General features: G+C 45.7%; 20 protein-coding genes. All 20 read left to right on the plus strand.

All coding sequences use genetic code 11. The features are described from left to right. Positions 1 to 18 precede the first annotated feature (18 nt). The 20 genes from atpA to ACXHJ2_RS00290 all read left to right on the plus strand — a co-directional run bounded on the left by atpA (position 19) and on the right by ACXHJ2_RS00290 (position 25,851). Positions 19 to 1,533: a F0F1 ATP synthase subunit alpha gene (gene atpA, locus ACXHJ2_RS00195; RefSeq protein ID WP_016822886.1), complete on the plus strand. Its 1,515-nt coding sequence runs from the start codon at positions 19 to 21 to the stop codon at positions 1,531 to 1,533. 176 nt (positions 1,534 to 1,709) lie between these two features. Further along, the gene (gene atpG, locus ACXHJ2_RS00200) at positions 1,710 to 2,576 is read left to right on the plus strand and encodes an ATP synthase F1 subunit gamma (RefSeq protein ID WP_013373433.1); all 867 of its coding nucleotides are present in this window, start codon (positions 1,710 to 1,712) and stop codon (positions 2,574 to 2,576) included. A gap of 122 nt (positions 2,577 to 2,698) precedes the next feature. Then, entirely contained in the window at positions 2,699 to 4,099 is a 1,401-nt protein-coding gene (gene atpD / locus ACXHJ2_RS00205; RefSeq protein WP_013373432.1) for a F0F1 ATP synthase subunit beta, read from the plus strand. 70 nt (positions 4,100 to 4,169) lie between these two features. Then, positions 4,170 to 4,583 (plus strand): F0F1 ATP synthase subunit epsilon, encoded by a 414-nt coding sequence (locus tag ACXHJ2_RS00210; protein ID WP_013373431.1) that lies wholly within the window; start codon positions 4,170 to 4,172, stop codon positions 4,581 to 4,583. Positions 4,584 to 4,928: 345 nt separating this feature from the next. Then, a complete protein-coding gene (locus ACXHJ2_RS00215) occupies positions 4,929 to 5,180 on the plus strand; it encodes a DUF1146 family protein (protein WP_013373430.1) in 252 nt (83 codons plus the stop codon). A 323-nt stretch (positions 5,181 to 5,503) separates the two neighbouring features. After that, on the plus strand, positions 5,504 to 6,859 hold the full coding sequence (murA, locus tag ACXHJ2_RS00220) for a UDP-N-acetylglucosamine 1-carboxyvinyltransferase (RefSeq protein ID WP_040102706.1): 1,356 nt from the start codon (positions 5,504 to 5,506) through the stop codon (positions 6,857 to 6,859). Between the two features lie 217 nt (positions 6,860 to 7,076). Then, positions 7,077 to 8,516 (plus strand): stage II sporulation protein D, encoded by a 1,440-nt coding sequence (spoIID, locus tag ACXHJ2_RS00225; protein ID WP_165079750.1) that lies wholly within the window; start codon positions 7,077 to 7,079, stop codon positions 8,514 to 8,516. 70 nt (positions 8,517 to 8,586) lie between these two features. After that, the gene (locus ACXHJ2_RS00230; protein ID WP_013373427.1) at positions 8,587 to 9,327 is read left to right on the plus strand and encodes a M23 family metallopeptidase; all 741 of its coding nucleotides are present in this window, start codon (positions 8,587 to 8,589) and stop codon (positions 9,325 to 9,327) included. Positions 9,328 to 9,527: 200 nt separating this feature from the next. After that, positions 9,528 to 9,815, plus strand: a complete 288-nt coding sequence (gene spoIIID / locus ACXHJ2_RS00235) for a sporulation transcriptional regulator SpoIIID (RefSeq protein ID WP_013373425.1) — start codon at positions 9,528 to 9,530, stop codon at positions 9,813 to 9,815. A 171-nt stretch (positions 9,816 to 9,986) separates the two neighbouring features. Further along, positions 9,987 to 10,985, plus strand: coding sequence for a rod shape-determining protein (gene mreB / locus ACXHJ2_RS00240; RefSeq protein ID WP_016324820.1), 999 nt, complete (start codon positions 9,987 to 9,989; stop codon positions 10,983 to 10,985). A gap of 123 nt (positions 10,986 to 11,108) precedes the next feature. Then, the gene (locus tag ACXHJ2_RS00245) at positions 11,109 to 11,993 is read left to right on the plus strand and encodes a flagellar hook-basal body protein (RefSeq protein WP_013373422.1); all 885 of its coding nucleotides are present in this window, start codon (positions 11,109 to 11,111) and stop codon (positions 11,991 to 11,993) included. A 13-nt stretch (positions 11,994 to 12,006) separates the two neighbouring features. After that, positions 12,007 to 12,834, plus strand: coding sequence for a flagellar hook-basal body protein (locus ACXHJ2_RS00250; protein WP_165079749.1), 828 nt, complete (start codon positions 12,007 to 12,009; stop codon positions 12,832 to 12,834). A gap of 10 nt (positions 12,835 to 12,844) precedes the next feature. Beyond that, complete coding sequence (locus tag ACXHJ2_RS00255) at positions 12,845 to 13,057, plus strand: DNA-directed RNA polymerase subunit beta (protein ID WP_007432733.1); 213 nt, start codon at positions 12,845 to 12,847, stop codon at positions 13,055 to 13,057. Positions 13,058 to 13,955: 898 nt separating this feature from the next. Beyond that, positions 13,956 to 14,402, plus strand: a complete 447-nt coding sequence (fabZ, locus tag ACXHJ2_RS00260; RefSeq protein ID WP_013373420.1) for a 3-hydroxyacyl-ACP dehydratase FabZ — start codon at positions 13,956 to 13,958, stop codon at positions 14,400 to 14,402. 97 nt (positions 14,403 to 14,499) lie between these two features. Next, positions 14,500 to 16,218: a phospho-sugar mutase gene (locus ACXHJ2_RS00265; RefSeq protein ID WP_165079748.1), complete on the plus strand. Its 1,719-nt coding sequence runs from the start codon at positions 14,500 to 14,502 to the stop codon at positions 16,216 to 16,218. 260 nt (positions 16,219 to 16,478) lie between these two features. Continuing rightward, on the plus strand, positions 16,479 to 18,494 hold the full coding sequence (locus ACXHJ2_RS00270) for a DUF5693 family protein (protein WP_165079747.1): 2,016 nt from the start codon (positions 16,479 to 16,481) through the stop codon (positions 18,492 to 18,494). Continuing rightward, on the plus strand, positions 18,470 to 19,606 hold the full coding sequence (gene csaB / locus ACXHJ2_RS00275; RefSeq protein ID WP_165079746.1) for a polysaccharide pyruvyl transferase CsaB: 1,137 nt from the start codon (positions 18,470 to 18,472) through the stop codon (positions 19,604 to 19,606). Before ACXHJ2_RS00270 ends, csaB begins: the two co-directional genes overlap by 25 nt. 8 nt (positions 19,607 to 19,614) lie before the next feature. Continuing rightward, positions 19,615 to 20,376, plus strand: coding sequence for a WecB/TagA/CpsF family glycosyltransferase (locus ACXHJ2_RS00280; protein WP_040102711.1), 762 nt, complete (start codon positions 19,615 to 19,617; stop codon positions 20,374 to 20,376). A gap of 137 nt (positions 20,377 to 20,513) precedes the next feature. Next, positions 20,514 to 21,644 carry a glycosyltransferase family 4 protein gene (locus ACXHJ2_RS00285; RefSeq protein WP_013373415.1) on the plus strand — a complete coding sequence of 377 codons (1,131 nt, stop codon included), beginning with the start codon at positions 20,514 to 20,516 and terminating at the stop codon, positions 21,642 to 21,644. A 190-nt stretch (positions 21,645 to 21,834) separates the two neighbouring features. After that, the gene (locus tag ACXHJ2_RS00290) at positions 21,835 to 25,851 is read left to right on the plus strand and encodes an S-layer homology domain-containing protein (protein ID WP_064961678.1); all 4,017 of its coding nucleotides are present in this window, start codon (positions 21,835 to 21,837) and stop codon (positions 25,849 to 25,851) included. Positions 25,852 to 26,060 lie beyond the last annotated feature (209 nt).

Raw genomic sequence — 26,060 nt, forward strand, 5'->3', positions numbered from 1 at the left:
AGATAGGGGTGAACACACTTGAGTATCAAACCTGAGGAAATCAGTTCATTGATTAAAAGTCAGATTGAACAATATAAAAATGATATCGAGGTCGTTGAAGTCGGCACTGTTGTTGAAGTCGGCGACGGTATTGCCCGCGTCTACGGACTGGAAAAAGTTATGGCCGGTGAATTGGTCGAATTCGACACTGGCGTATTGGGCTTGGCGCTCAACGTGGAAGAAAGCAATGTCGGTGTTGTTATTTTGGGTCAATTCTCCGACATTCGTGAAGGTGGTCAAGTAAAACGTACAGGCCAGATCATGCAAGTGCCTGTAGGCGAAGCAATGATCGGGCGTGTAGTTAACCCGCTGGGGCAACCAGTAGACGGTAAAGGACCGATTGCTACAACAGAATTCCGTCCGGTTGAAAGTCAGGCTCCAGGCGTTATGGCCCGTAAATCGGTACATGAGCCTATGCAGACAGGAATTAAAGCTATTGATGCGATGGTTCCGATTGGACGTGGTCAACGTGAGTTGATTATCGGTGACCGTCAAACGGGTAAAACTTCTATCGCAATCGATGCTATTTTGAACCAAAAAGGCAACGGCATGAAATGTATTTATGTTGCTATTGGTCAAAAACAATCCACGGTTGCTCAAGTTGTTGAAACATTGCGTCGTCATGGTGCGCTGGAATACACGATTGTCGTTACGGCATCTGCTTCCGAACCATCACCATTGCTGTACATTGCTCCTTACTCTGGCTGTGCCATGGGTGAGTACTTTATGTACAAAGGCGAGCACGTCCTCGTTGTTTATGATGACTTGACTAAACAAGCGTCTGCTTACCGGGAACTTTCCCTGTTGCTGCGCCGTCCACCGGGTCGTGAAGCATATCCGGGTGACGTTTTCTACCTGCACTCTCGCTTGCTGGAACGTGCAGCGAAGCTGAATGATGAGTTGGGTGGCGGATCACTTACCGCATTGCCATTCATCGAGACACAGGCTTCCGACGTTTCTGCATATATTCCAACTAACGTTATCTCCATCACGGATGGACAGATCTTCCTGGAAGCTGACTTGTTCTATGCAGGGCAACGTCCGGCGATCAACGTAGGTATTTCCGTATCTCGTGTAGGTGGCTCCGCTCAGATTAAAGCGATGAAAAAGGTTGCAGGTTCCCTGCGTCTGGATCTTGCTCAATATCGCGAGCTTCAAGCGTTCTCCCAATTTGGGTCCGACTTGGATAAATCCACTAAAGCCCGTCTCGATCGCGGTGCACGCATGATGGAAATTTTGAAACAAGGTGTTAACCAACCGCTTGCTGTAGAGCAACAAGTAGTGAGCTTGTATACTGCTGTAAAAGGCTTCCTCGATGATATCCCTGTAGCGGATGTAAAACGTTTCGAAAAAGACTTCCTGTCTTTCATGGAGTCCGATCATCAGGATGTGCTTCAATCAATCCGCGACACGAAAGACTTGGTTGCTGATAATGAAGCAGCTTTGAAGGCAGCTATCGAGAAATTCAAAAAATCATTCGCCACGTCGGTTTAATTATATTGGAATTTGCCTGTTTATGATGAAAGATGTCCTAAGGAAGCGTACCCTCTGGGTTGTGGCTTCCTTGGCATGTTTTACTCTCAATAACAGGCCCTTTAACATATGTGCGGCTGGATTTTAATCTTATGAAGTTAGCTTTGGTTTGGCCAAAGCTTGAAGGTGGTGAAATCATGGCAAAAGGTATGCGCGACATTAAACGTCAGATTAAAAGTGTGCAGAGTTCGAAGCAGATTACGAAAGCGATGGAAATGGTCGCTGCCTCCAAACTGAGAAGAGCTCAAGAGAAAGCAGAGTCGGCTCGACCTTACTCGGAAAAGCTCAAAGAAGTTGTGAGTAGTATTGCCTCTGGAGCGAATAACATCAAGCATCCAATGCTGGAGAGTCGTCCGGTTAAAAAGACGGCTTATCTCATCATTACATCTGATCGTGGTCTGGCTGGTGGTTATAACGCTAATATTCTGCGACAGGTTACGCAGACGATTGCTGAACGTCACCGTTCACAGGATGAATTCGTGATTTTCATCATTGGGCGAAAAGGACGGGATTATTTCAGACGTCGTGAATTCCCTATTGCAGAATCGGTAACAGATCTATCAGATACACCTGCATTTTCAGATATCAAAACGATTGCTAGCAAAGCCGTACAAGGCTTTGAACTTAAAGAATTTGATGAGCTTTATCTATGCTATAACCGCTTTGTTAACGCATTGACTCAAATTCCAACAGTTGATCGGTTGTTGCCGATGGCAACACCGGATTCAGCTACAGCTTCATCCTCAATTAATTATGAGTATGAACCTTCACCAGAGGGAGTGCTGGAAGTATTGCTGCCCCGTTATGCGGAAACGCTCATTTACGGCGCTTTACTGGATGGTAAAGCAAGTGAACTGGGAGCGAAAATGACGGCGATGGGAGCTGCTACGAAAAATGCTACCAAGTTGATTGGAGAGCTTTCCTTGACCTATAACCGTGCTCGTCAAGCGGCTATTACCCAGGAAATTACGGAAATTGTCGCAGGGGCTAACGCTCAGTCTTAATACGACTGGCTTGCGACTATTTGATAACAGGGTCTACACTATTATGATAAACTGCGGGCGCAAAACAAATCAGAATGGTTCAGATTTGCGGCTGTGCAAGCTTGTAGGAGGGAAACCAAAAGATGAACAAAGGACGCGTAGTGAGCATCATGGGTCCGGTTGTCGACGTTGAGTTTGAACGTGGACAACTTCCGGAAATTCTGAATGCTATTCATATTGGGACTGTGCTGGAGAGCGGAGTCAAAATTGACCTGACGCTCGAAGCTTCAAAACATCTAGGTGATAACCGTGTGCGTTGTATTGCCATGTCTTCCACAGATGGTTTGGTTCGTGGAGCTGAAGCAATAGATCTGGGAGCGCCTATCTCTGTACCTGTCGGCGAAGCTACTCTTGGACGTGTATTTAACGTGCTTGGAACGCCAATTGACAATGGTGCTGATATGAGTGAAGCGGCTAGAAATCCGATTCACCGTCAAGCGCCTTCTTTCGAAGAACTGACAACTCAAGCAGAGATGCTCGAAACTGGTATTAAAGTTATCGACTTGCTGGCTCCTTATGCCAAGGGCGGTAAAGTCGGATTGTTTGGTGGTGCTGGTGTAGGTAAAACCGTAACCATTCAAGAACTGATTAACAATATCGCTCAGGAGCATGGTGGTATTTCTGTATTTGCGGGTGTTGGTGAACGCACACGTGAAGGAAATGACTTGTACCATGAAATGAGAGATTCCGGCGTTATCAACAAAACAGCGATGGTGTTCGGACAAATGAACGAGCCCCCAGGTGCACGTTTGCGTGTTGCCCTCACAGGTCTAACGATGGCGGAATATTTCCGTGACCAAGAAGGCCGTGATGTGTTGCTCTTTATTGATAACATTTTCCGCTTTACCCAAGCAGGCTCTGAGGTTTCTGCCCTGTTGGGACGTATGCCTTCTGCAGTAGGTTACCAGCCTACGCTGGCAACTGAGATGGGTCAATTGCAAGAACGGATCACTTCTACTAAAAAAGGTTCCGTTACTTCCATTCAGGCGATCTACGTGCCTGCGGATGACTATACTGACCCGGCTCCTGCTACAACGTTCGCTCACTTGGATGCTACAACGAATCTGGAACGTAAAATTTCCGAAATGGGTATTTACCCGGCGGTTGATCCACTCGCATCGAGCTCCCGTATTTTGTCTCCAGACGTTGTGGGTGAAGAGCATTACAATGTAGCGCAAGGGGTAAAACAAATTTTGGCCCGCTACAATGAGCTTCAGGATATTATTGCGATCCTGGGTATGGACGAGTTGAGTGAAGAAGATAAAATGCTGGTAGCACGTGCCCGTAAAATCCAGCGTTTCCTTTCACAACCTTTCCACGTTGCTGAGGCATTTAACGGCTTCCCGGGTAAATATGTACCGGTTAAAGAAACGGTGCGTAGCTTCAAAGAAATTTTGGAAGGCAAGCATGACAACCTTCCAGAAGCGGCCTTCCTTTTTGTAGGAGCCATTGAAGAAGCAGTTGAAAAAGCTAAAACGTTGTAAACATACAGGCAGAGAATAGCCGAGCCTTACGAAGTGAGCTGTCTGTGGACAGCTTCCAGGAGGGATTCAAGTGAGCACCTATTTACTAGAGATTGTGACGCCGGAGCGCCTGGTCTATGCAGAACAGGTAAACAGCATCAGTGTTCGCGGCTCGGAAGGCGATCTTGGGATTTTACCAGGACACCTTCCCTTGGTCACTCCCTTGAAGATTGCACCGGTTCGCATTAAAATCGGTGGTCAAACTGAAGTGATCGCGGTCAATGGGGGCTTTATTGAGGTCCGCAAAGACAAAGTGGTCATTTTGGCTGAGAGTGCGGAACGTTCCGAAGATATTGATGTGGAACGTGCCCGTGCGGCAAGGGAGCGGGCAGAACTGCGGCTCCAGAGCAAGCAGGAACAGATAGACCATCATCGGGCAGAAGTCGCTCTGCAACGGGCGCTTAACCGATTGAATGCCACAAGTATCAGAACCAATAAGAATTAATATTGGATTTTGAGTGGAATTTAAAAAGGGTTCGGCATAGTATACGGATGGAATGACAAAGAGAGCACTTCATAACTTCTGCCTAAGAATGCCTGCAGAAGGTAAGTGACGCCTTTGCTTCCTTCGATCACTGTGATCGAGCCCTTTTTTAGCTGTCTTTTCCAAAAGTATAGTCCTATTTCTAGGTTGATAGCTAGGTATTTAGTACCTTTTAAATTCGCGAAACAGAAGTGATTATTCACATTTTGTCGAAATAAATGTACTGGAAACAGAAATAGCACTAGCATATTAGGCGCTTGCCGAGTATTATAAAGAAGTCTGTGACGCAGATGGGAGGAATTACGAATGAACGGGAAGCAGCAGTTGGCTGAACAGTTAAGTCAATCGGCGAGTATGACCGCGCTGATCTCTATGATCGTATCGCTCATCTGTATAGCGTTAGCTTGGTGGGCTTTGCAAAGCTTAAAGCTGGATTTACTAATCCGGCAACCCAAAGGACCGCAGGGCAGATTGCTGCACTTGTTTCTTGCTATTATTTTGGGACAGTTGGTTTCTGGTTTCTTATTGAGCTACATCTCTTGGAGCCAGATGCTGTAGAATTTGTTTTAACATGAAGTAAGCGGGTTATATGACTTTATGACTCTGTATGTGCAGGAATTGTCGAATAACATCATGCCATATTGTTAACAATGGTAAACAAAAGCACCGTACATGTATAACAGCCTGAATCCGTTAGAACGCAGGTGGTCGTCAAGTGTAAAAAACGCTTGTATACTTGTTTTAATCAGTGGTATGATGGCAGTTAGGGTATTAATAAAATCTTGTTTTTTTATGTAATGAAAAAGCAAGGCATGAAAATAGCGGAATATGTTCTTTTTTCCAGAATGGAAAAGGGAAATGACGCGCGGAGGGAACCATAGATGAGCAAATTTATCGTCCGCGGTGGCAACAGATTGACCGGGAGTGTCAAAGTCAGCGGAGCCAAAAACTCAGTTCTGCCGATCATCGCCGCTTCTCTGTTAGGAGAAGAAGGAGAAAGTGTTATTATGGATGCACCTCCTCTAGACGATGTGATGACCATTAACAAAGTGCTGGAGTCCTTAGGAGCAGGCGTTACATACCAAGACGAGGTCATTCGTGTTGACGCGCGGAAGATAATTTCCTGTGAAGCCCCTTACGAGTGGGTTAGGAAAATGCGCGCATCATTTTTGGTTATGGGGCCATTGCTTACTCGTTTGGGACGTACAAGAATCTCGCTTCCAGGCGGATGCGCAATTGGAACAAGACCTATTGATCAGCATTTGAAGGGGTTTGAAGCGTTGGGCGCCGAGATAAGCTTGGGCCAGGGCTTTATTGAAGCTAAAAGTAACGGTCGTCTGCGCGGAGCTAAGGTTTATTTGGATGTAGCCAGCGTAGGAGCAACCGAGAATATTATGATGGCCGCTACTCTTGCTGAGGGCGTAACTACCATTGAGAATGCTGCTAAGGAGCCAGAGATCGTTGATCTCGCCAACTTCCTGAATGGCATGGGAGCCAAAGTACGCGGTGCAGGCACAGGCGTAATTCGTATAGAAGGCGTCGAGAAGCTGCATGGTGTAAAACATACGGTTATTCCCGACCGGGTAGAAGCAGGTACTTATATGGTTGCTGCTGCGATCACAGGCGGGAACGTATATGTAGAAGGCGCAATATCCGATCATTTGGGACCGGTTATATCCAAGATGGAAGAAATGGGTGTAACGATCCAACCTGATGAAAATGGTATTCGTGTCATTGCGGATAAACCGTTGAAGGCTGTTGATGTTAAAACGCTACCTTATCCTGGGTTTCCAACCGATATGCAGTCTCAGATGATGGCACTTCAACTTGCCGCTGAAGGAACGAGCATCATTACAGAAACCGTGTTTGAAAATCGTTTCATGCATGTAGATGAATTTCATCTCATGAATGCGGAGATTAAGGTCGAAGGTCGTTCGGCGATTGTAACTGGCAATGCTAAGCTGACGGGTGCGAAAGTAACCTCCACAGATTTGCGTGCAGGTGCTGCGTTAATTTTGACCGGACTTATTGCGGAAGGTACAACGGAGGTTTCCGGCGTTCATCACATCGATCGTGGTTACGTTCATTTGGCTGAGAAACTGACTGGATTGGGGGCTGACATTTACAGAGTGACTGTAGATGAATCCAAACTGGATCATTCGGCCAGCACAGAGCGCGTTGTACCAGAAGAAACTCCGGGGAATCTGTTCAAGAAGATTCAGCCTTCCCTCGCCTAAGCTTTAACTTATTGCATAGTTATAAAACTTGAGCAATTAGAACCAAGTCCGAAAGGGCTTGGTTTTTTTTGTGTTTTTGCTGCTTGTCTTTTTCATTCTTTCAGTTCTCTTAAAACGGTTCTATCAAAGTGGACGACCTCATATGATTGAAAATATCTGCTGGAGTATGTCTGTACTTTCAGCCGGACACTTAGCCCTTTGATGGAGGTTTCAGCCTATGAAAGATTCACAGGTTCGCATCCGTATACCAATTCATCATCCTCAGGAACATCGCCAGGCCTCACTTGCGGAGGAAAGCTCTGGCTCTATAGCAACTTCGTTGCAGAAAAATAAACTTATGCAGCAGCATGCAGAATCAACAGGTGGATTGCCGACTATCGCCAAGACCAATCGGCGTACCACAGCGTTGACTTCCACTACACACACTATCGGTACGATTCTTCCTGACGCTGGAACATCGCCTGGTAACACATACGACGCAGGCAGGCGGCGGGGACCGCAGCCGCATCTGCGACCTGCAGCTGGGCGAGCCCCGCGTTGGGGCAGCCGCCGCCCATGGCTGCCATTTGCCGCCATGGCAGGGGTGCTGGTGCTTGCCATGGCTGTGCCCGCACTCATGGCATGGCCTCGCCAGGCGGCGCAGCCTTTGCCGACTGGGAGCCGCACAGCCGCACCCGCGCAGTCTAATACGACGGCAAAGAGCGAGGCACCCGTCACGCGCCTGCCGGGTGTCCCGCCGATACCGGCCGTACCCGCTGCTCCAGCGCGTAGCGTTCCGGTCGTGGCAGAGCCGGACGTGCGGGTGTACGTCACGTCTACTGGCCGGACGGAGACATTACCTTTGGAGCAATACATTGTCGGCGTAGTAGCAGCTGAAATGCCGCCCAGCTTTGAGGAAGAGGCATTGAAAGCACAGGCTATCGCCGCGCGTACGTTCATTACCCGGCGTTTGTTGGCTGATGACACCAGCGGCGCCCCGGCAGGCGCAGATGTGACAGATACCGTTAAACACCAGGCTTACATCTCCAAAGCTAAACTTACTAGAGAATGGGAACGTTCTGGTAAATCCGCAGATCTGGCAAAAATTCGCCAGGCTGTGCGCGAGACCAAGGATACAATCATGGTATATGAGGGTAAACCCATTACAGCTTCTTTTTTTTCTACCAGCAACGGGTATACCGAAAATTCAGAGGATGTATGGGCGAAGGCCGTGCCCTATTTACGAAGTGTGTCTAGTCCATGGGACAAGCAACTGGCCCCCCGTTTTACAGAAACCGTCACACTGAGCCGTCAGAGCGTGTTCGATAGATTGGGATTGAGTCGTGCTGCGGTCACTGCTTCTACTGGAGGTGGGGGTATGCCAGAGATTCGTATACTCTCCAAGACAGAAGGACACCGCATCAAGAAGATTGAGGTGGGAGGCTTGGTCTTTACGGGGCCGGAGATTCGTAACAAACTAGGGCTACGATCGGCTGAATTTACGTGGAAGACCGAAGGGGACCGGATTGCTATAACAACCTATGGGTATGGCCATGGCGTCGGTATGAGCCAGTGGGGAGCCAATGGAATGGCTAAGGAAGGTCATACCGCCACTCAGATTCTTCTTCACTATTATACTGGTATTTCTTTTGCGAATGCCTCTCGTATTCTAAGTTAGTAAATTTTTCGTAACTTTGAAGTATAAAAGAGTTGCGCCCGGTAACACTGGTTACTGAGGTGATGAGCAAATGAGTGAACAAAATAAAAACCAGAACCAAAATCATGAAGATACACCCAAAACCTTTCAGGGTGGAAGAGCTTCACGGCCGTCTTCGTGGAAAAAGCTGTTGTCCAAAAGGTGGGCATACCCGGCAGCCTACATTGCCGCAGCAGCCATTATACTAACCTTAGTGTGGGTCTATCAGGATGCTAGCCAGAAGTCTTTCAAACCTGACCCAGCTAGTCCATCGGTACAAAGCACAAGCGCAGTGAGTACTGATGTTAACGAACAACAACCAGAAAGTGTGGAGGTTGTTGCTCAATCGGAAAATATCGCATGGCCGGTGGCAGATGCTAGCGCAGTGCAGGTCGTAAAGCCTTTCTTTGACGAAAACGCGACAGCTGATGAGCAAGCGGCAGCTATGGTAGAGTACGATAAAACATTTACCGCTAACACTGGGATTGACCTTTCTCGGTCCGACGATCAGGCGTTTGAAGTGAGAGCCGCTCTGAGTGGAAAAGTATCTCGTGTGGAACAACATCCGCTGGTAGGTAACGTCGTAGAAATCACGCATGATAATAATCTCAAAACAGTGTACCAAAGCTTGAGCGATCTGAAAGTAAAAGAAGGCGATCAAGTTAAACAAAATGATGTGATTGCTTCAGCAGGTCGCAACGAGCTTGAAAAGGATTTGAAAACACATCTGCATTTTGAAGTGTACCAGGATGACAAGCCGGTGAATCCAGCAGGTCTGCTTCCTAAAAAATAAATGGATCATAGCTTTGCATGCAAAGCGGGGAATTCAAATTCCCTGCTTTTTTCTTGTGTAGTTTTAGCGCATGAGGTAAACATAAGCTGCTTTTGCCAAATAAATAGGCCTTCCGAAGCATGTCTTCCCACCAAACCGCGAATATATAGGCACGCTCCTCATATAATGTACCAAACTATCCACAGTAGGGAGGCGGGAGCGTGCACGATTACATCAAGGAACGGACCATCAAAATCGGTCGCTGTATCGTGGAAACAAGGAATACGGTCCGTACGATTGCCAAGGAATTTGGTGTCTCCAAGAGCACGGTGCATAAAGATCTGACCGAACGGCTGCCTGAAATTAACCCGGATCTTGCCGATCAGGTGAAGCACATTCTCGAATACCATAAATCCATCCGCCATCTGCGGGGGGGTGAAGCGACGAAAATTAAGTACAAAAAAACGAGTGGGAAAAGAAGGGGAATTCTTGTTTCCGGCAAGTCCTAAAAATATATAGTGAATTGGCTGGCAAAGCCATTGAATCAACCCCCTGAAGTATGATATGTTAAAAGATGGTACAAGACGAAAAATGACATGTAACCGTAGGTTTATACATATATTTGCCGCTTCTTGTCGAATCTTAGCTTTTTAAAATATCACTTTGGGGGCCTTTTTAATATGTTCAGTAATGATATCGGTATCGACCTCGGTACGGCCAACGTGCTTATCCACGTCAAAGGTAAGGGGGTTGTTCTTGACGAACCTTCCGTTGTTGCGATAGAAAGCGATACAAAAAGAGTTCTGGCTGTCGGAGAAGAAGCGCGCCGTATGGTAGGACGTACTCCTGGTAATATCATAGCCATCCGTCCATTGCGTGATGGTGTCATCGCCGATTTTGAAGTAACAGAAGCGATGTTGAAATATTTTATTAATCGGGTAGGGGGAAAAAGCTGGTACAGCCACCCTCGTATTTTGATTTGTGCGCCGACGAACATTACCTCAGTGGAGCAAAAAGCGATTCGTGAAGCGGCGGAGCGTAGCGGGGCGAAAGAAGTATTTTTGGAGGAAGAGCCAAAAGCGGCTGCCATCGGGGCAGGAATGGATATCTTTGAGCCTAGCGGCAACATGGTCGTAGATATCGGTGGCGGAACAACAGACGTTGCAGTCCTCTCTATGGGAGATGTTGTAACAGCTTCTTCTATTAAAATGGCAGGGGACAAATTTGATACAGCCATCATGAAATATGTAAAAACGAAGTACAAGCTTCTCATCGGGGAACGTACGGCTGAGGATATCAAGATTGCTATCGGAACCGTGCATCCGAGCGGACGACGTGCTGAGATGGACATCCGTGGACGGGATATGGTATCCGGATTGCCCAAGACGTTAAGTATTTCCGCGGAAGAAGTGCAGGATGCGCTGAGAGATCCCGTGTCAGCGATTGTAGCTGCAGCTAAGTTTGTACTGGAGCAGACCCCACCGGAGCTATCAGCCGATATTATTGACCGTGGTGTCATTTTGACTGGCGGTGGTGCGTTGCTTAGCGGTTTGGACGAGCTGCTTGCTGAAGAATTGCGTGTTCCAGTGCTGGTTGCTGAAGATCCGATGCATTGTGTCGTTAAAGGTACAGGAATTATGCTGGATAATTTGGATCATGTGGTTAAGAAAAAGTTCTAATCTGCCGATATTGACTATAAGAGACTCGTGTGCGGTCAGGCAGGTTGCCTAGTATTTTGGCTTTAGTGCCTCCATGCGAGCATATAATTGATGAGCAGAGTATAGGATTGGGGTGCACGATACATGTTGAGAGGTTTATATACTGCGGCCGCCGGAATGATGACACAACAACGACGTCATGACACTGTGACGCAAAATATTGCTAATATGAATACCACGGGATATAAACAGGAGAATAGCGTTCAACGCTCATTCCCCGAAATGCTTATTTCCATGACGGGGGGAAACCCTGATAACCCGGACCGTACGGTCGGCAAGCTCAATACTGGCGTTTTTGCTGAGGAAAGCCTCTCTCCTTACATTCAGGGAGCGTTGAAGGATAGTGGACAAACTACGGATTTTGCGTTACAGTCCAATATTAATGTGAACGACCCGGCTACTGGTCGACCTATGGCTTTTGATCAGGCTGGAAAATTCATCAATGCTAACGGTGAAGTCACCTATCGTCCAGAAGCGTTTTTTACGGTACGGGACAATAATGGTAATGTCCGCTATACACGTGATGGGCATTTCCAAGTAAATGGAACGGGAGCATTGCTTTCGTCGACTGGTTCAGCAGTGTTGGATACGAATGGAAACCCAATTCAATTGACGGGGTCTGTCTCAGCGCTTAAAGTAAATGAACGGGGTCAATTGGTGGACAGCCAATCCAACCAGTTGCTCGGAACGACGCTTGGAATTAGTGTGATTGATCGGCCGTACCAGCTCGTTCGTGAGGGCAACGGTAATTTCCGCCTGAATGATACGGATGGTGCTACGGCTAGAATGATGACCGCTAATGATACTGTATCTGTTCGCCAGGGCTATCTGGAAGTATCTAATGTAGATGCTGCTCAGTCGATGGTGGACATGATGGCTGCGTTAAGAGCGTATGAAGCGAATCAGAAGGTTATTCAATTTTATGATAAAAGCTTGGACAAGGCCGTTAACGAAGTAGGCCGTGTATAACAGGGGGTAAGTGATGAACAACTCCATGATTGGCGCAATGGTGTCTATGGCCAGTGTGCAGCAGCGTTTAGATTTAATTGCCGATAATATCGCCAATGTCAATACGGTTGGTTATAAGAGTAAACAAGGTTCCTTTGAAGATGTATTGGCTAATGTGCAGCAACAGCCTTCAACGTATCTCCAAAATGGACGGGCGATGCCGCTCGGCTATAATTTGGGCTACGGAGTCAAAACAACCGCAGTTATGAAAAATATGGAACAAGGTCCGCTCAAGGAGACGGGACTTCCTACGGATCTGGCGATCCAGGGGAATGCCTTGTTTGAAATCCAGGGAAATGGGCAAAAAGCTTGGACGCGTGACGGCAGCTTTCATTTTATTCCTGATCCGAATGATAATGAGACGATGATGTTGACCACTGCCGAAGGTTATTCTGTGCTGGATAATAACGATATTCCTGTGACTGCGCCAGCGGGTTCCAAAGTAGCTATTAACTCCGATGGCGAATTGCTAATTCGTGCTAATGGAACTGGCGCTCCGACAGTTGGTCAGCGAATTAAGCTAATGGATGTACAGCGTCCAGAAGGATTGCAACAGCGGGATGATAACCTGTTTGTGTTAGGAAATGGTGTGACAGAAGCCGATGTATTCGGGGCAGCTGGGGTGGCAGGTGCTGTTCCAACGGACGTATCTGTGCGTTCCGGTTATCTTGAGGAGTCTAATGTGAATTTAGCGGGCGAAATGACGGATATGATGCAAGTCCAGCGGATGTATCAGATGGCGGCACGGGCATTAACCTCTAGCGATACGATGATGAACCTGGCCAATAATTTGAGGGCTTAAGGATTTGGTGATGAAGGAAGAACAATCTGATTCCCGTCCGGTGCCTGAAAAGACTAAATCCCGCTGGCGTACTGCTCGTTATTTCGTAGTTCCGTTGTTGCTCCTGTTCTCGCTGTTAGGCGGCTTAATTGCAGGATATGTAATTGTAGGTAAGCAAGGGCTGGCAGGCGTATTTGAATGGAAAACCTGGCAGCATGTCATTGATCTTATATTTGCGCCTTGATTTATTTTTAAAAAAGTGACTGTGGTGGGAGAAGGTCGCTCCGCGAATGATTTGATCTTACGATCGCTGTTGCAACGGAATTTTCATATTATTAAGTTATTTAGATGTAAAAATCCCGTTGCAAAGGCGAACACTTACGCTTCTCCAGATTCAAATCCTTCGTTCCGCTGCTACCCGCCATTGTCCACTTTTGTAAAGGTAAATCAACCCGCTATTTTGTGGGTAGTAAATAAAAAAACAAACCCTGTGCCAGTGGCGCAGGGTTTTATTATGTTTTCACCGCAGAACCCTCCAGTGTAGCGAGTATGGATTGCAACCAATTGAGGCCGTTCAGAGGCCTTCGTTTGTTTTGTTTGCTCTTCGCGACAAGCGAGTATTATTGAAGCGAGCTTTCTTTTTGAGCTAAAAGTAACTAGGCGAAGAGGTTTATTTGAATCTGGAGAAGCGGTAGCGTTCGCCTTTGCCCCTAAATTTTAACCTTACAGGCTTTTGTAGAATGAGAAAATTAAGGGGCAACAGCGATCGGAAGATCAAATAAATCGCGCAGCCTGTCCCCCTTGATTCAAAATGAAACTTCGCTTCACTCCATAATAGGAGCAACAAATATGGTACTTCCGCATAATTTTCTTTTTGCATCTGATGAATGTATAATGATGGGGAGTTTATAACACTACGGGGTAAAACCAAGCACGAGCAAAAGGGCTTCTTCTCGCCTCTGTTGCGTAACCGGCGGAAAAAGCCCCTTATCTCAACCTTCACTTCTGCAGTAGGTGAAGGATATCTAACATTGTTGCCGTGATGAGCTGTTTTTATACAGCGTTAGCGGGGTAATATTATGCTTGCAGTAACTCTGGCTGAACAGAGTCAAATCTGCAAGCGAGAGGAGTTATTAAGGTAAATGGACAAATTGCAATTGGATGTTAATCAAATTCAGGAGATTATTCCGCATCGACCGCCATTTTTGTTGGTGGACCGTATTATTGAACTGGAGGAAGGTAAAAGAGCAGTAGGCATTAAAAATGTAACGATGACTGAGCCTCATTTCATTGGACATTTTCCGGGTTATCCCGTTATGCCTGGTGTGTTGATCACTGAAGCGTTGGCTCAAGTCGGAGCAGTCGCATTACTGCACCTAGAGAGCAATCGCGGCAAAATCGGCTTTTTGGCAGGGTTGGACGGTTTCCGTTTCCGTGGACAGGTAGTCCCTGGGGATACGCTGACACTTGAAGTGGAAATCACTCGTTCCAAAGGTGCTTTTGGTAAAGGGAAAGCTACGGCGAAAGTGGGCGACACAGTAGTAGCTGAGGGCGAGATTATGTTTGCTTTATCAGACCCACCCCAATAGACAAGCCCTGCCGACATAAGCACGACGTCTGAACCGAGTGCATGTGTACATAGAGATCCTGTTTTGACAACCCAAAAATGGAGAGGGGAAATTCCGTATGACGCAGTTGAGTAAAAAAGCATTAGAAGGCATTGAGAGCTGGCTGCAAGACCCTTATATTGATGAAGAAACCAAACAGGAGTTGCGCGCATTGCAAGGCAACGACCAGGAACTAGAGGATCGCTTTTACAAAGAACTGGAATTCGGTACAGGCGGTCTACGTGGAGTGATTGGGGCAGGCAGTAACCGGATGAATCGTTATGTGATCGGACGTGCGACTCAAGGGCTCGCTCGCTATATTTTAGAGCAGCATGCTGGCAAAGAAGGCAAACCTTCGGTTGTCATTGCACATGATTCGCGTCATTTTTCGCCAGAGTTTGCTTTGGATGCAGCTTTGGTGCTGGCGGGCAATGGTATCGTAGCTAAGTTGTTCCCTTCCTTGCGTCCAACGCCACAGCTTTCGTTTAGTGTACGTCATTTGGGAGCCAGTGGAGGAATTGTTGTCACGGCGAGTCACAATCCTCCCGAGTATAATGGTTACAAGGTATACAATAATGAAGGTGGTCAGCTTGTTCCAGATCAGGCTGAAAAGGTGATTGGCTATATTCGTGAGGTCCCTTCTTTTGCTGACATCAAAAGTCTGACACGTAAAGAAGCAGAGGCACAGGGATTGTTGGTTTGGCTTGGAGAAGAGGAAGATGAAGCGTTTGTGGATACGGTAGCCGGTGTGAGTGTGAACCGAGAACTGATTGCAGCTGGACCGGGCAAGAACTTTAAAGTTGTGTTTACACCTCTTCATGGCACTGGAAATACACCTGTTCGTCGTGTACTGGAGAAAATCGGTTTTGAACAGGTGCATATTGTGCCTGAGCAAGAGCAGCCAGATGCAGAATTTTCGACCGTTAAGTCGCCTAATCCGGAAGAACGTGATGCGTTCAAGCTGGCCATTGCGCTGGGTGAGAAGATTGGTGCAGATCTGTTGATCGGAACAGACCCTGATGCTGACCGTATGGGGGCAGTTGTGAAAAACCGTGATGGCGAATATGTGGTATTGTCCGGTAATCAGTCCGGCGCAATTATGGTTTACTACTTGCTGAATCAACTGAAAGAAACTGGTAAGCTTCCGAATAATGGTGCAGTTATCAAAACCATCGTAACTAGCGAAATGGGTGCAGTCATTGCCGAACATTTTGGAGCAACAGTGTTTAACACGCTAACCGGCTTCAAATATATTGGCGAGAAAATGAACCAGTTTGACCAAACTGGCGAGTATACCTACCTGTTTGGCTATGAAGAGAGCTACGGCTATCTGGCAGGAAATTACGCACGTGACAAGGATGCTGTCTTGGCGGCCATGCTGATCGCCGAAGCTGCTGCTTATTACAGCACGCAAGGCAAGACGCTCTATGATGTTTTACAAGAGCTATACAAGCAGTTTGGCTACTTCCTTGAGAAGCTGGAGTCTCGTACACTCAAGGGTAAGGATGGAGTGGAGCAAATCCAGAGCAAAATGACGGATTGGCGCAGCAACGCACCTCAAGAGATTGCAGGTGTGAAGGTAGACAAAGTACTGGACTACTCGCAAGGCTTGGACGGACTTCCGCAGGAAAACGTACTCAAGTTTTTATTGGAGGACGGTTCTTGGTTCTGCCTGCGTCCTTCGGGCACAGAGCCTAAAATCAAAGTATACTTTGCAGTACGTGGTTCCTCGCTGTCAGACGCGGAGCAAAGAATCGGTCAGCTGGTCGATGCTGTTATGGCCCGCGTAGACGCTTGAGAAAATTCCCTTTATAATAGAATAGGTTAAGGTAATTAGATATGGAATAAGTAATCGGTGACCTCTCACGGCAAAGGGCAGTACGCCGTGGAGGTCATTTCTCTGTATTGCAGAATAACCTGGAAGAGGCTTTGGAAAAATAGGCTTATTCCGGCAACGGAGGATTTTGCAAAATTCAATGGGTGACCTACATCAGAGTAGAATGGCAAGGTGGGCGGCATTGAATTTTGCAAAATCCCGAATATTAAGGAGGTTCTTTGGTGTATCAGAAATGGCAGTATTGGAATACGACTTCTCGAAAATGGTTGTGGATTCTGGTCGCTGTTGGCTTGCTGGCTTCCATTCCAGTCATCGCCGATCGTGTAAAGACAGAATCCTCGAGTAAAAAAGTAGAGATTGTATTCGATTATCGGGATTTGACAGAGGCGGCTTCGTATCAGGCTCATCCGCAGGACTATCTGAATGAGCAGCTTGACCGCTTACAGCAGGCTGGTGTGAACAGCATGGCGATGTATGAAAGCACGTTGGATGATTTCCGTAAAGCGGGCCGTATTGTAACTTATACGACTCAGAATGTTGCGGATCTGGAAAAACGTCTTTCTCCTGCAAATGAGAATTATACGTACATGGTATTCGCTGACAAAGAAAATGCCGAAGCATTAAAGCCGTTAATTTTACGTACCTTTACAAGTCTAGGCATCAATGTAAAGCCGTGGAGTTATCAGGGACAGGAAGGGCTTGTTGTGGAAACATCCCCGGAGGATGCGTATCTCAAGCCTATGCAGCCTGACCCGATTGCTATGAAGCAGCTTCGTAGCAAAGGATTTTTTATTGTTCCACGCATGAGTGACAGCCTTCCCTATAACCAGGAGTTGACGGAAGAGATGCTGGCTTCCTTTCAGCAAAATGGTGTAAAGCGCATTTTGTTTGAAGGGGATTCAGTCAAAGGCTTTACTGATAACGAGAAAGAGCATAGCTTAGCGGCATTTGCTAAATTGCTGAACAAATACGATATCGGCCTAGCTGCTATCGAAAACTTAAAGAAACCGCAGGCAGGCTTCAATAAGCTCGCTTACGATATCCACTATAATGTTGTGCGTCTATACTCACTAAGTGATAAAGATTCAACACTCGATGTGGAAACGTTGGCCGATCGTTTTGCACTCGCCACCAAGGATCGGAATATTCGCATGTTGTATCTGAATACCGCGCCTAGCCGCAGTGTTGCTGAGGCCAAGGTGAAAGACTCGGTTGATAACCTGATCCACAGCTTAGACAAACCGGGCAACGCTGTACAACGAATGGAGAAAAAAGGGTTTGAACTGGGACAAGCTGAACCGTTCCAAGTGGTCGATTCCTCCATTCAGCGCTATCTCAAAATGATCGTCGTACTGGGTGCGCTAGCTTTCTTCTCCATTATGGTGTCCTATTTCGTTCCGGCATTGACTTTGCTGGCATTTGCACTCGGTTTGGTTGGTTCTGCTGGGCTTTATGTTTTGAACTCCAGCTTGATGGAACAAGGTTTGGCGCTGCTTGCAGCGATTAGCGGACCTACGGTTGCGATGATCATTGCAGTGCGTACGATCAGATTTAAACGTGAACAGGGGCCTGAACTTTCTGTAGGTCAACGATTGACTCGCACCCTTATACTGTACGTACAGACAGCGATCTTGTCACTGGCTGCAGTGCCTTTTGTTATTGCGCTGTTGAACAGCATTGCCTACAGCCTGGTGCTAAACCAATTTAGAGGTGTAAGTTTGCTTCACATTCTGCCGATCTTCTTGGCGGCGATTTATATTTTCTTTTATCGTGGCGTTTCTATACGGGAGGAAATCTCCAAACTGTTACGTATGCCGATTACTGTATTGTGGGTTATTGCACTGGCTGTTATCGCCGCGGCAGGCTACTACTATTTGACTCGTACTGGAAACGCAGGTACGGTGTCGAACACCGAGCTGGTTTTCCGTAACTTCCTGGAGAATGCGTTTGGTGTACGTCCGCGCAATAAGGAATTCTTAATGGCTCACCCACTGTTTATTGCAGGGGCATTCCTGGCTTTGAAATATCGCAAAGCAATCTATTTGCTGATCATAGCTGCTATTGGTCAAGCCTCGATGGTCGATACCTTTGCTCACATTCACTCTCCAGCAGCACTCTCGTTTAGTCGTGGGCTGTTGGGATTGGGATTTGGATTGGTGCTGGGAATCATCGCAATTGTCGTGTGGCAAGTGCTGGAAGGATGTTGGAAGAAATGGTCACCACAGCTAAAACGATAATAATCTCGGGTTATTACGGGTTTCACAATAGTGGGGATGAAGCGGTGCTCAAGTCGATATTGACTGCTTTAGAAGAGGAAAGCCGTCAGGCGGGGATTACGATCAAGCCTGTTGTTCTATCTTCTGACCCTGCTTGGACACAGAAAATGTACGGAGTAGAAGCTGTTCCGCGTATGAGCCTGGGAGAAGTGCGGAGAGCGATTAAAAACAGTGACGGGCTCATTAGTGGCGGCGGGAGTCTGCTCCAGGATGCTACAAGCCCTAAAAGCATTCCGTATTATCTGGCGATTCTGAAACTGGCTCAATGGGCTGGAAAGCCAACGTTTGTATACGCTCAGGGCATGGGCCCAGTACAACGGAAGATATTTTATCCTATGATCCGAGCTGTATTTCAACGCTGTGAATATGTTTCCGTCAGAGATGAGCAATCTGCTGCTTTGCTGAGTACCATGAAACTGAAACGTCCGGTTGTTCATGTTGTACCTGACCCTGTAATGGGGCTTCCTTTGCCCTCTGGTTCCGAGCTACATAATGCAGCAACTGAGACTGATGAGGATAAACTCCCGGTTGTTGGTGTGTCTGTACGCTACTGGGATAAGGAACAACGCGATTTAACGGCTATTGCAGACGGCTTAAAAAGATTAGCTGCGGAACGCCGTGTTCACTTGCGTTTCTTACCATTCCATTTACCTGACGATGAACAGGCTTCAAGGATGGTAATGGATTTGTTGGGGGATATTAGTGGGACAGGAAGCCTTGTCAGTATGTGTGACCAAGTTACCGATCCTCAACAGATGCTTTTGGAGGTCAGCAGATGCAGTTTGATGATCGGGATGAGGCTGCACAGCTTAATCTATGCAGCGTCCCATCAAGTGCCCCCGTTGGGTATATCCTACGATCCCAAAATTGATCATTTCCTCAGCCGTGTTGGTAGCCAGCCTGTTGGTACTACAGATGCACTGGATGCGCAAAAGCTGGCTAACGAGTCTATGCGGCTGCTGGATCAGCGTAGTCAATGGATCGAGAGCCAAGGGGCAGCAATTGCATTGTTAAAAAGTGAGGCTCGCTTACCAGCACAGCATATCGTTAATTACTTGTGTCGCAAAGGATGATGGATACAGTGACAGTTGATAAGGTTACGAGTGTGCCTACCGTCCCGATTTTCGGTGTTCAGGTATCAAGGCTTAATATGAAAGATACATTAAATGTATTAATTCAGGCGGTGAAGTCTCGCCGCCCCCATCAAGTGATCACTGCCAATCCGATTATGGTCATGGCTGCATTGGAAGATCCAGTGTATATGAATGTGATGAAACAGGCAGAGTTGATTGTTCCAGATGGAACTGGTGTGGTCTGGGCTGCAAACTATGTTGGACATCCTGTACCCGAGAGGGTGGCAGGTTTTGACTTGTTACATGAATTGCTCGCAGCTGGAGAAAACTATCATTGGAAAGTTTATTTACTTGGATCAACGCCTGAAGTGATTCAAGCGACCGCTCAGCGGGTACATGAGCTTTATCCTGGAATTACGGTTTGTGGCAAGCGCGATGGTTTTTTTGGTCCTAACGAGGATGAAGCGGTGATTAGGGCTATTCGTGAAGCGAACCCTGATTTGTTGTTTGTAGCGCGTGGAGCGGATACGCAGGAACCTTGGATTGGTAAATATAAGGAACAACTGGGCGTGCCGGTGATGATGGGGGTCGGCGGTAGTTTCGATGTTATATCAGGAAAAACAAAACGCGCACCTAAACTGTTTCAAAAGCTACGAGCTGAGTGGTTATATAGACTCCTAAAAGAGCCTAGTCGTTACAAAAGAATGCTTGCGTTGCCGAAATTCGCAGTGAAAGTGATGCGTGAAAAAGAAAACGTCACAAAAGTGTGATAAATAGCTTGAATCTGCCTTTAAAACCCGCTAATTTGCCAGAATATGAGGCTTGGTATTTATTTTTGATCAGAGTATAATTCAATGCGGTTACATCTGAAAAGGCATTGCTTTAAAATTGGGGGTCGAATGATCAAATGTTATTGATCTATATTATTGGTTTCATCATGGCACTGGGACTTGCGCTGTTACTTACGCCGCTTGTCAAGAAGTTCGCTGTGAAGGTTGGAGCCGTCGATGTGCCGAATGCCCGAAAAGTACATACCCGAATTATGCCGCGTCTTGGCGGTCTGGGGATTTTCTTGGCATTTCTGTTGTCCTTATTGGCGATGTTACCTTTTGTGCCTGACGGAATGCTGTCCTCACGGGATATTAACTTTATTGCAGCCTTTCTGATTGGCGGTACGCTGATTACATTGATTGGTGCTCTCGATGATCGTTTTGATCTTAATGCAAAATTGAAATTTTTGGCTCAAATTGCCGTGGCATGTATGGTCGTGTTTGCTTTTGATATTCGTGTGGATTTTGTAAATGTACCTTTTCAGGATGCATACTCTTCTTTAGAAAGCTGGATTTCCATTCCGCTTACGATATTTTGGATCGTAGGTGTGACCAATGCTATTAATTTGATTGACGGTCTGGATGGACTAGCTGCAGGTGTCTCAGGAATTGCGATTGGAACGATCGCTGTGATGTCACTACTAATGGGCAATTACATGGTGGCGATGCTTTGCCTTGTGCTGTTAGGTAGTATTATCGGATTTTTATTTTTTAACTTTCATCCTGCAAAAATATTTATGGGTGATACAGGGTCCTTATTTTTGGGTTTCTCTCTAGCTATGCTTTCAATGCTTGGTTTCAAGCAAATTGCTATCGTATCATTTATTACGCCATTGATTATTATCGGTGTACCTTTGTCAGATACATTCTTTGCTATTATTCGTCGCAAGTTGCAGAAAAAACCGATATTCTCACCGGATAAAGGCCATTTGCATCACTGCTTGCGCGAACTAGGCTTCAGTCACAGACAGACGGTGTTGATTATCTACGGTATTGCTGTATTTTTCGGTATATTAGCCGTTATCCAATCGTCGGCTGCGCTTAATGAAGCAAACTGGGTCACCTTTGTCGTGATATGTATCATGATGTTCTTCCTACAGATCGGAGCAGAAGTTATTGGTCTCGTGGGCAAAACCAAACGTCCTGTTCTTAACACACTAATTCGGTTGTTGGCTAAACCAGATTCCCAGACGCGATCGAAATTATAATTTTAATTTAAATGTTAGCCTTCAAGCTTAGCGGTATACCGCAGGTTTGAAGGCTTTTTTGATGTTTGCTGTAAAAAAACTCCCTCCTTTTTTGAGAATTTACTAATTTTTTGTATGTTTGCTACCGATAAAAAAAGTAATGAATGATTACGTACCCCAAGGTGCGACAGAATCAAAGGAGGACAATGATTTGAAACGATTGCTATCCATGTTGCTGACGGTTGGTCTCATCATTGGCTTGGTGCCGGCGGCCCTGGTAGGTACGGCTCATGCTGCGACAGGAACTTATTTCATTTTTCCAAATGAAAAATATGATGCGGATTCGGCCAGAATGGTAAATACCGACCGTGTTACAGTTAACGGTACGATTAACGGAGTGAATGGAAGTACTATATCGTATAGTGTATTCCAACTCTCTAAAAATGGAACAAACCTTAACGTAGTTAATAAAAATGAGAGTCAAAAGGGCGGAATTACGGTCAATGGCTCTACGATTCAAATTTCAGACATTAAACTGTTTCCTGGTTTGAACCGAATTACATTCCAAAGTAGTCAAAATTCGGCTGAAATGAAGGACTCCATTTACATTGAGTATCAGGATGGACCCAAGCTGTATGATCTGTCTGCCACACTGAATGGTGAAACCCAGCAGTTAGTAGAGAATCAAACGGCGGTACTGACAGACGCACGAAATAGCGGTACGGATGATGTGAAAGTAGTCATTCAAGGTACGGCGCCTAATGCTGACAGTGTAACGCTTACTTCTACAAAAAGTAGCAATACGTATACTGTTAACTCCTATACCAGCTATAAGCTAACAGGAAGTGTTGTACTCAGCCCGGGTAAAAATATAGTGACGATTAAAGTGGGTAACGGAACTCAAGCTCTTACGGTTACGCGTGAAATCACGATTTATACGGGTAAACCTGAATTTTCTGATCTGACTTTGAACAAGGACGGAAATGTGTCTGCTGATCTGACGACTTCGCCTGACTTTACTGTATCGTCTACGAGCGGTGTGGTTTTGAAAGGTAATGTTCTGGTTCCTTCCGGAGCAACTGATCCAGTAGTGAGCAAAATTAATGCTAGATTTACGGACGTAAGCAATAACGGTAGCGCAATTGGTGATACCAATGGAATTGATGCTACGATTGATACAGCCAATGTTGTTACATCTACTGGTTACAAATTATATCCGTTCCAGGTAACAGTGCCTGATGGCATCGTAACCGACCACTTGATTCGTGCATCTCTGAGTGTAGGTTTTGCAAATGGAACGAGTTCCAATGCATCTGCGGTTCAATTTACATTGCGCAGCAGCACACAGCCTTATATTGATGACGTGAACTTTCTCCCGGATCTTAATAATCAGCTGTTGAATAGAATCAAGGGTAGCGGGTCTGATCAAGCAGCTGCCATAGATGAAGCCATGAAATTAACAGGAAGTTCTATGAAGAACAAGACTACTGATGCTCCATCAGTGCCTGTAGGTATGGAGTTTATCATTGTTAATGGTACGCCTAGCTCAATTAACGAGCTTTCTGGTGTATCGGTTCATACCGTGGGTTCACCCCAAGATGTGATTCGGACAATTAATGGTAAGTCAACACAAGTGAAAAAAATTGTTGCTTACGTAGATACTTTGCCTAAAGAAGGACAAAACGTACTAAATTTTTACCTGAATGGTGACTCAAGTAAATTGATCAAGGCAACCGTTAATTTATTACAGGGTCCATTCATGAAATACGATACCATTTATGATGGTCAACAAATTCCGTTGAATACATCGAGTGCAAACTTAAATACGTACAAACTGAATCAATTAGGTTATTTTAAAGGTAAACTGCTGGACGTGAGTAATGCTGCGGATATTCACTACACTGGCAGTAACCGAAATGTATTCTTGTATGTGAACAACGTATTAGTTGATCTTGATGGCTCAGGAGCGAACTTTAAGTTGGCTGCTTCCTCGGAAACAGCGGCTGCCAACGCACTAGCAAACGGAAATAATGAAATCAAATTTGTGTTCAAGCCAGGCATCGAGTATAGCAATACGGTAAAAGTAAACTTTACACAAACGAATATTCCAGTAATTCCTGTTCCAAACACACAAGGTATTATTCCTTTTACACCCGTTAGTGGTCTAAGCAATACGCCGAAATATAGCGAAATTGCACCGAAATCAAAAGATGCAAACTTCACTAAAGTAGATGACACTAACTACAATACATCGCTGAAAAATATCAATATCTTTGGTACTTTCAGTCTTGCTGATTTGGGTAAAGCGGATCAGGTGAGTGGTTCGTTAAGTGATATTGCCAATAAAGATCAATACATTTTAGAAATTAAAGGTTCGGACGACAGTGAGGTAAACTGGACGCTGAATAACGAGTTCTTCTCAGCGGAAGATGCCAAAACTGCATACAACTCTGGTGCTACTACGGATAAGTTTACAAGCAAAGATTTGAAAGACCTGCTCGTATACTACCATCCGGACAAAAAGTATTTCAGTTTTGTATTGAAAAACCAAACTATTTCGCAAGATGGAACGCCAGTAGCTTATAACATTACCTTGTACAACAGCGGCAAGAGCGGACCGTTTGCTACTTTCCGACTGCAAGTATCCGGTCAATCCACATCTTTTGATATCTTGCGTCCGCTTCCTGAAAAAAGAATCGTGAATCAAAACTTTGTGCAAGTTGTTGTGAACGCAGGTAATGCAGATAGTGTTATGGTAGGTAAGGAAAAAGCAGTTCAAGAAGGTTTTGATTCTGATTACGATGGTACTGTTGATTACCCATCAACCTACAAAGCCATCGTTACAGGTCTAAAAGCCAACAAAGATAATAAAATTGATGTAGTGGTTACAGTAGGTAAGGAAAAATTAAAACAAACCATTACTGTTAAATATGTGCCTACTAATATTCCTGGCGAGCAGTACATGGAAGCGATGAAAACATCGCACAAAGTGTTTGATGGTAATCTTACACTTGCGTTCGCGAAGGGAACGAGCCTGATTCGTCGGGATTACGATCAACCGCAGCAATTCAAAAACCAGGTTTTCTCTGGCCATACTTTGTACTTTGCGATCGCAAATAGCGAGGATGGTGTGGTGGACCGTCATGAATTTGAAACTGAAAAAGCATTGTCCGATATGCAGAGCTTGATTGCAGATGGAAGTAGATACTTCAACAGAGATTTCCCAAGTCGCTTTACCAAGTCCAGTCCAGTATTCTGGATTGACCCAGGTACAGCAGATGATATCAAAACAGATGCTTACGATCCGGTAACGTATGGTGCTGATCCATATCAATTGGCTAACAAATCGCAAAATGACAGTAGCAAGATCAAAAACTTCTACTGGCGTGACCCATCTAACGAGCTAGTACCTTCCAAGCGTGCTACATTGACGCTGACGTATGATAGCAGTATTGCTCAGGATGCAGGGAAACAAATGACAGTGTTCTTTTTTGATCCTGATTTGAAGGATTGGCAGAACATTGGTGGTGTGGTGGATCCGAAGAAACATACCATTAAAGTACCGTTTGACCGTTTCGGCTACTATGTAGTCGCTAAGGTTGGGGAAACGTATAGTGATGTCATTAAGCACAAATACGCTAGAGATTATATCGAAGCTATCTTGGCCAAAGGTGTCATGAACCCAATGGATCCAATTAATAGCTTTGGACCTGACAGCTACATTAAAAGAGGCGAATTCACGTCGATGATTGTCAAAGGTCTGCAAATTCCGCTTAATTTCAGTGGAGCGAAGCATTTCGACGACGTGTCTATTCCAAATACGATATCCGCAGATGCGCTCTACGATTATCGTTATATTGAAACAGCTGCGCGTGCCGGTATTGTCAAAGGTTCGCAACCAAGAATCTTTATGCCGGAAGATGTAATCACACGTCAAGATGCAGCAGTCATTATCGCCAAGGCATTGAATTTGAAGCTGGAAACAGATCATGACAAGATCATGAAAAATCTGTCCAAGACCTTTAAAGATGCGGACAAGATCGATTACTACGCACAAGCATCTGTATTGGCTATTGCTAAGAAAGGCTTTATCACAGGGTCGCCTGTAGACGCAAGTGATCTGAAAAAAGGATATATGTTTAACCCTACATCCTTGACCTTGCGCGGAGATGCAGCCATTATTGTAGCTAAAGTTATGGCTGATAAAAAACTGCTTCCTAAAATTTAATCCTTCCAACAACCTGAAATTATTAAACATCCCTCCATGAGAAATGGAAATTCCCTTTCATATACATGAGAGGGATGTTTTTTATAAATCAGCTATTTGACTGGAATTACGGGCCTATGCCATAATATCAAAGAGATGAAAACTTTGGATAAGCACTATTGCTTTTTTCGTTTTAGACTTGCCTTTAATGACTGTTATTAATTGCTTTT

Source organism: Paenibacillus sp. ALE3, assembly GCF_054113405.1.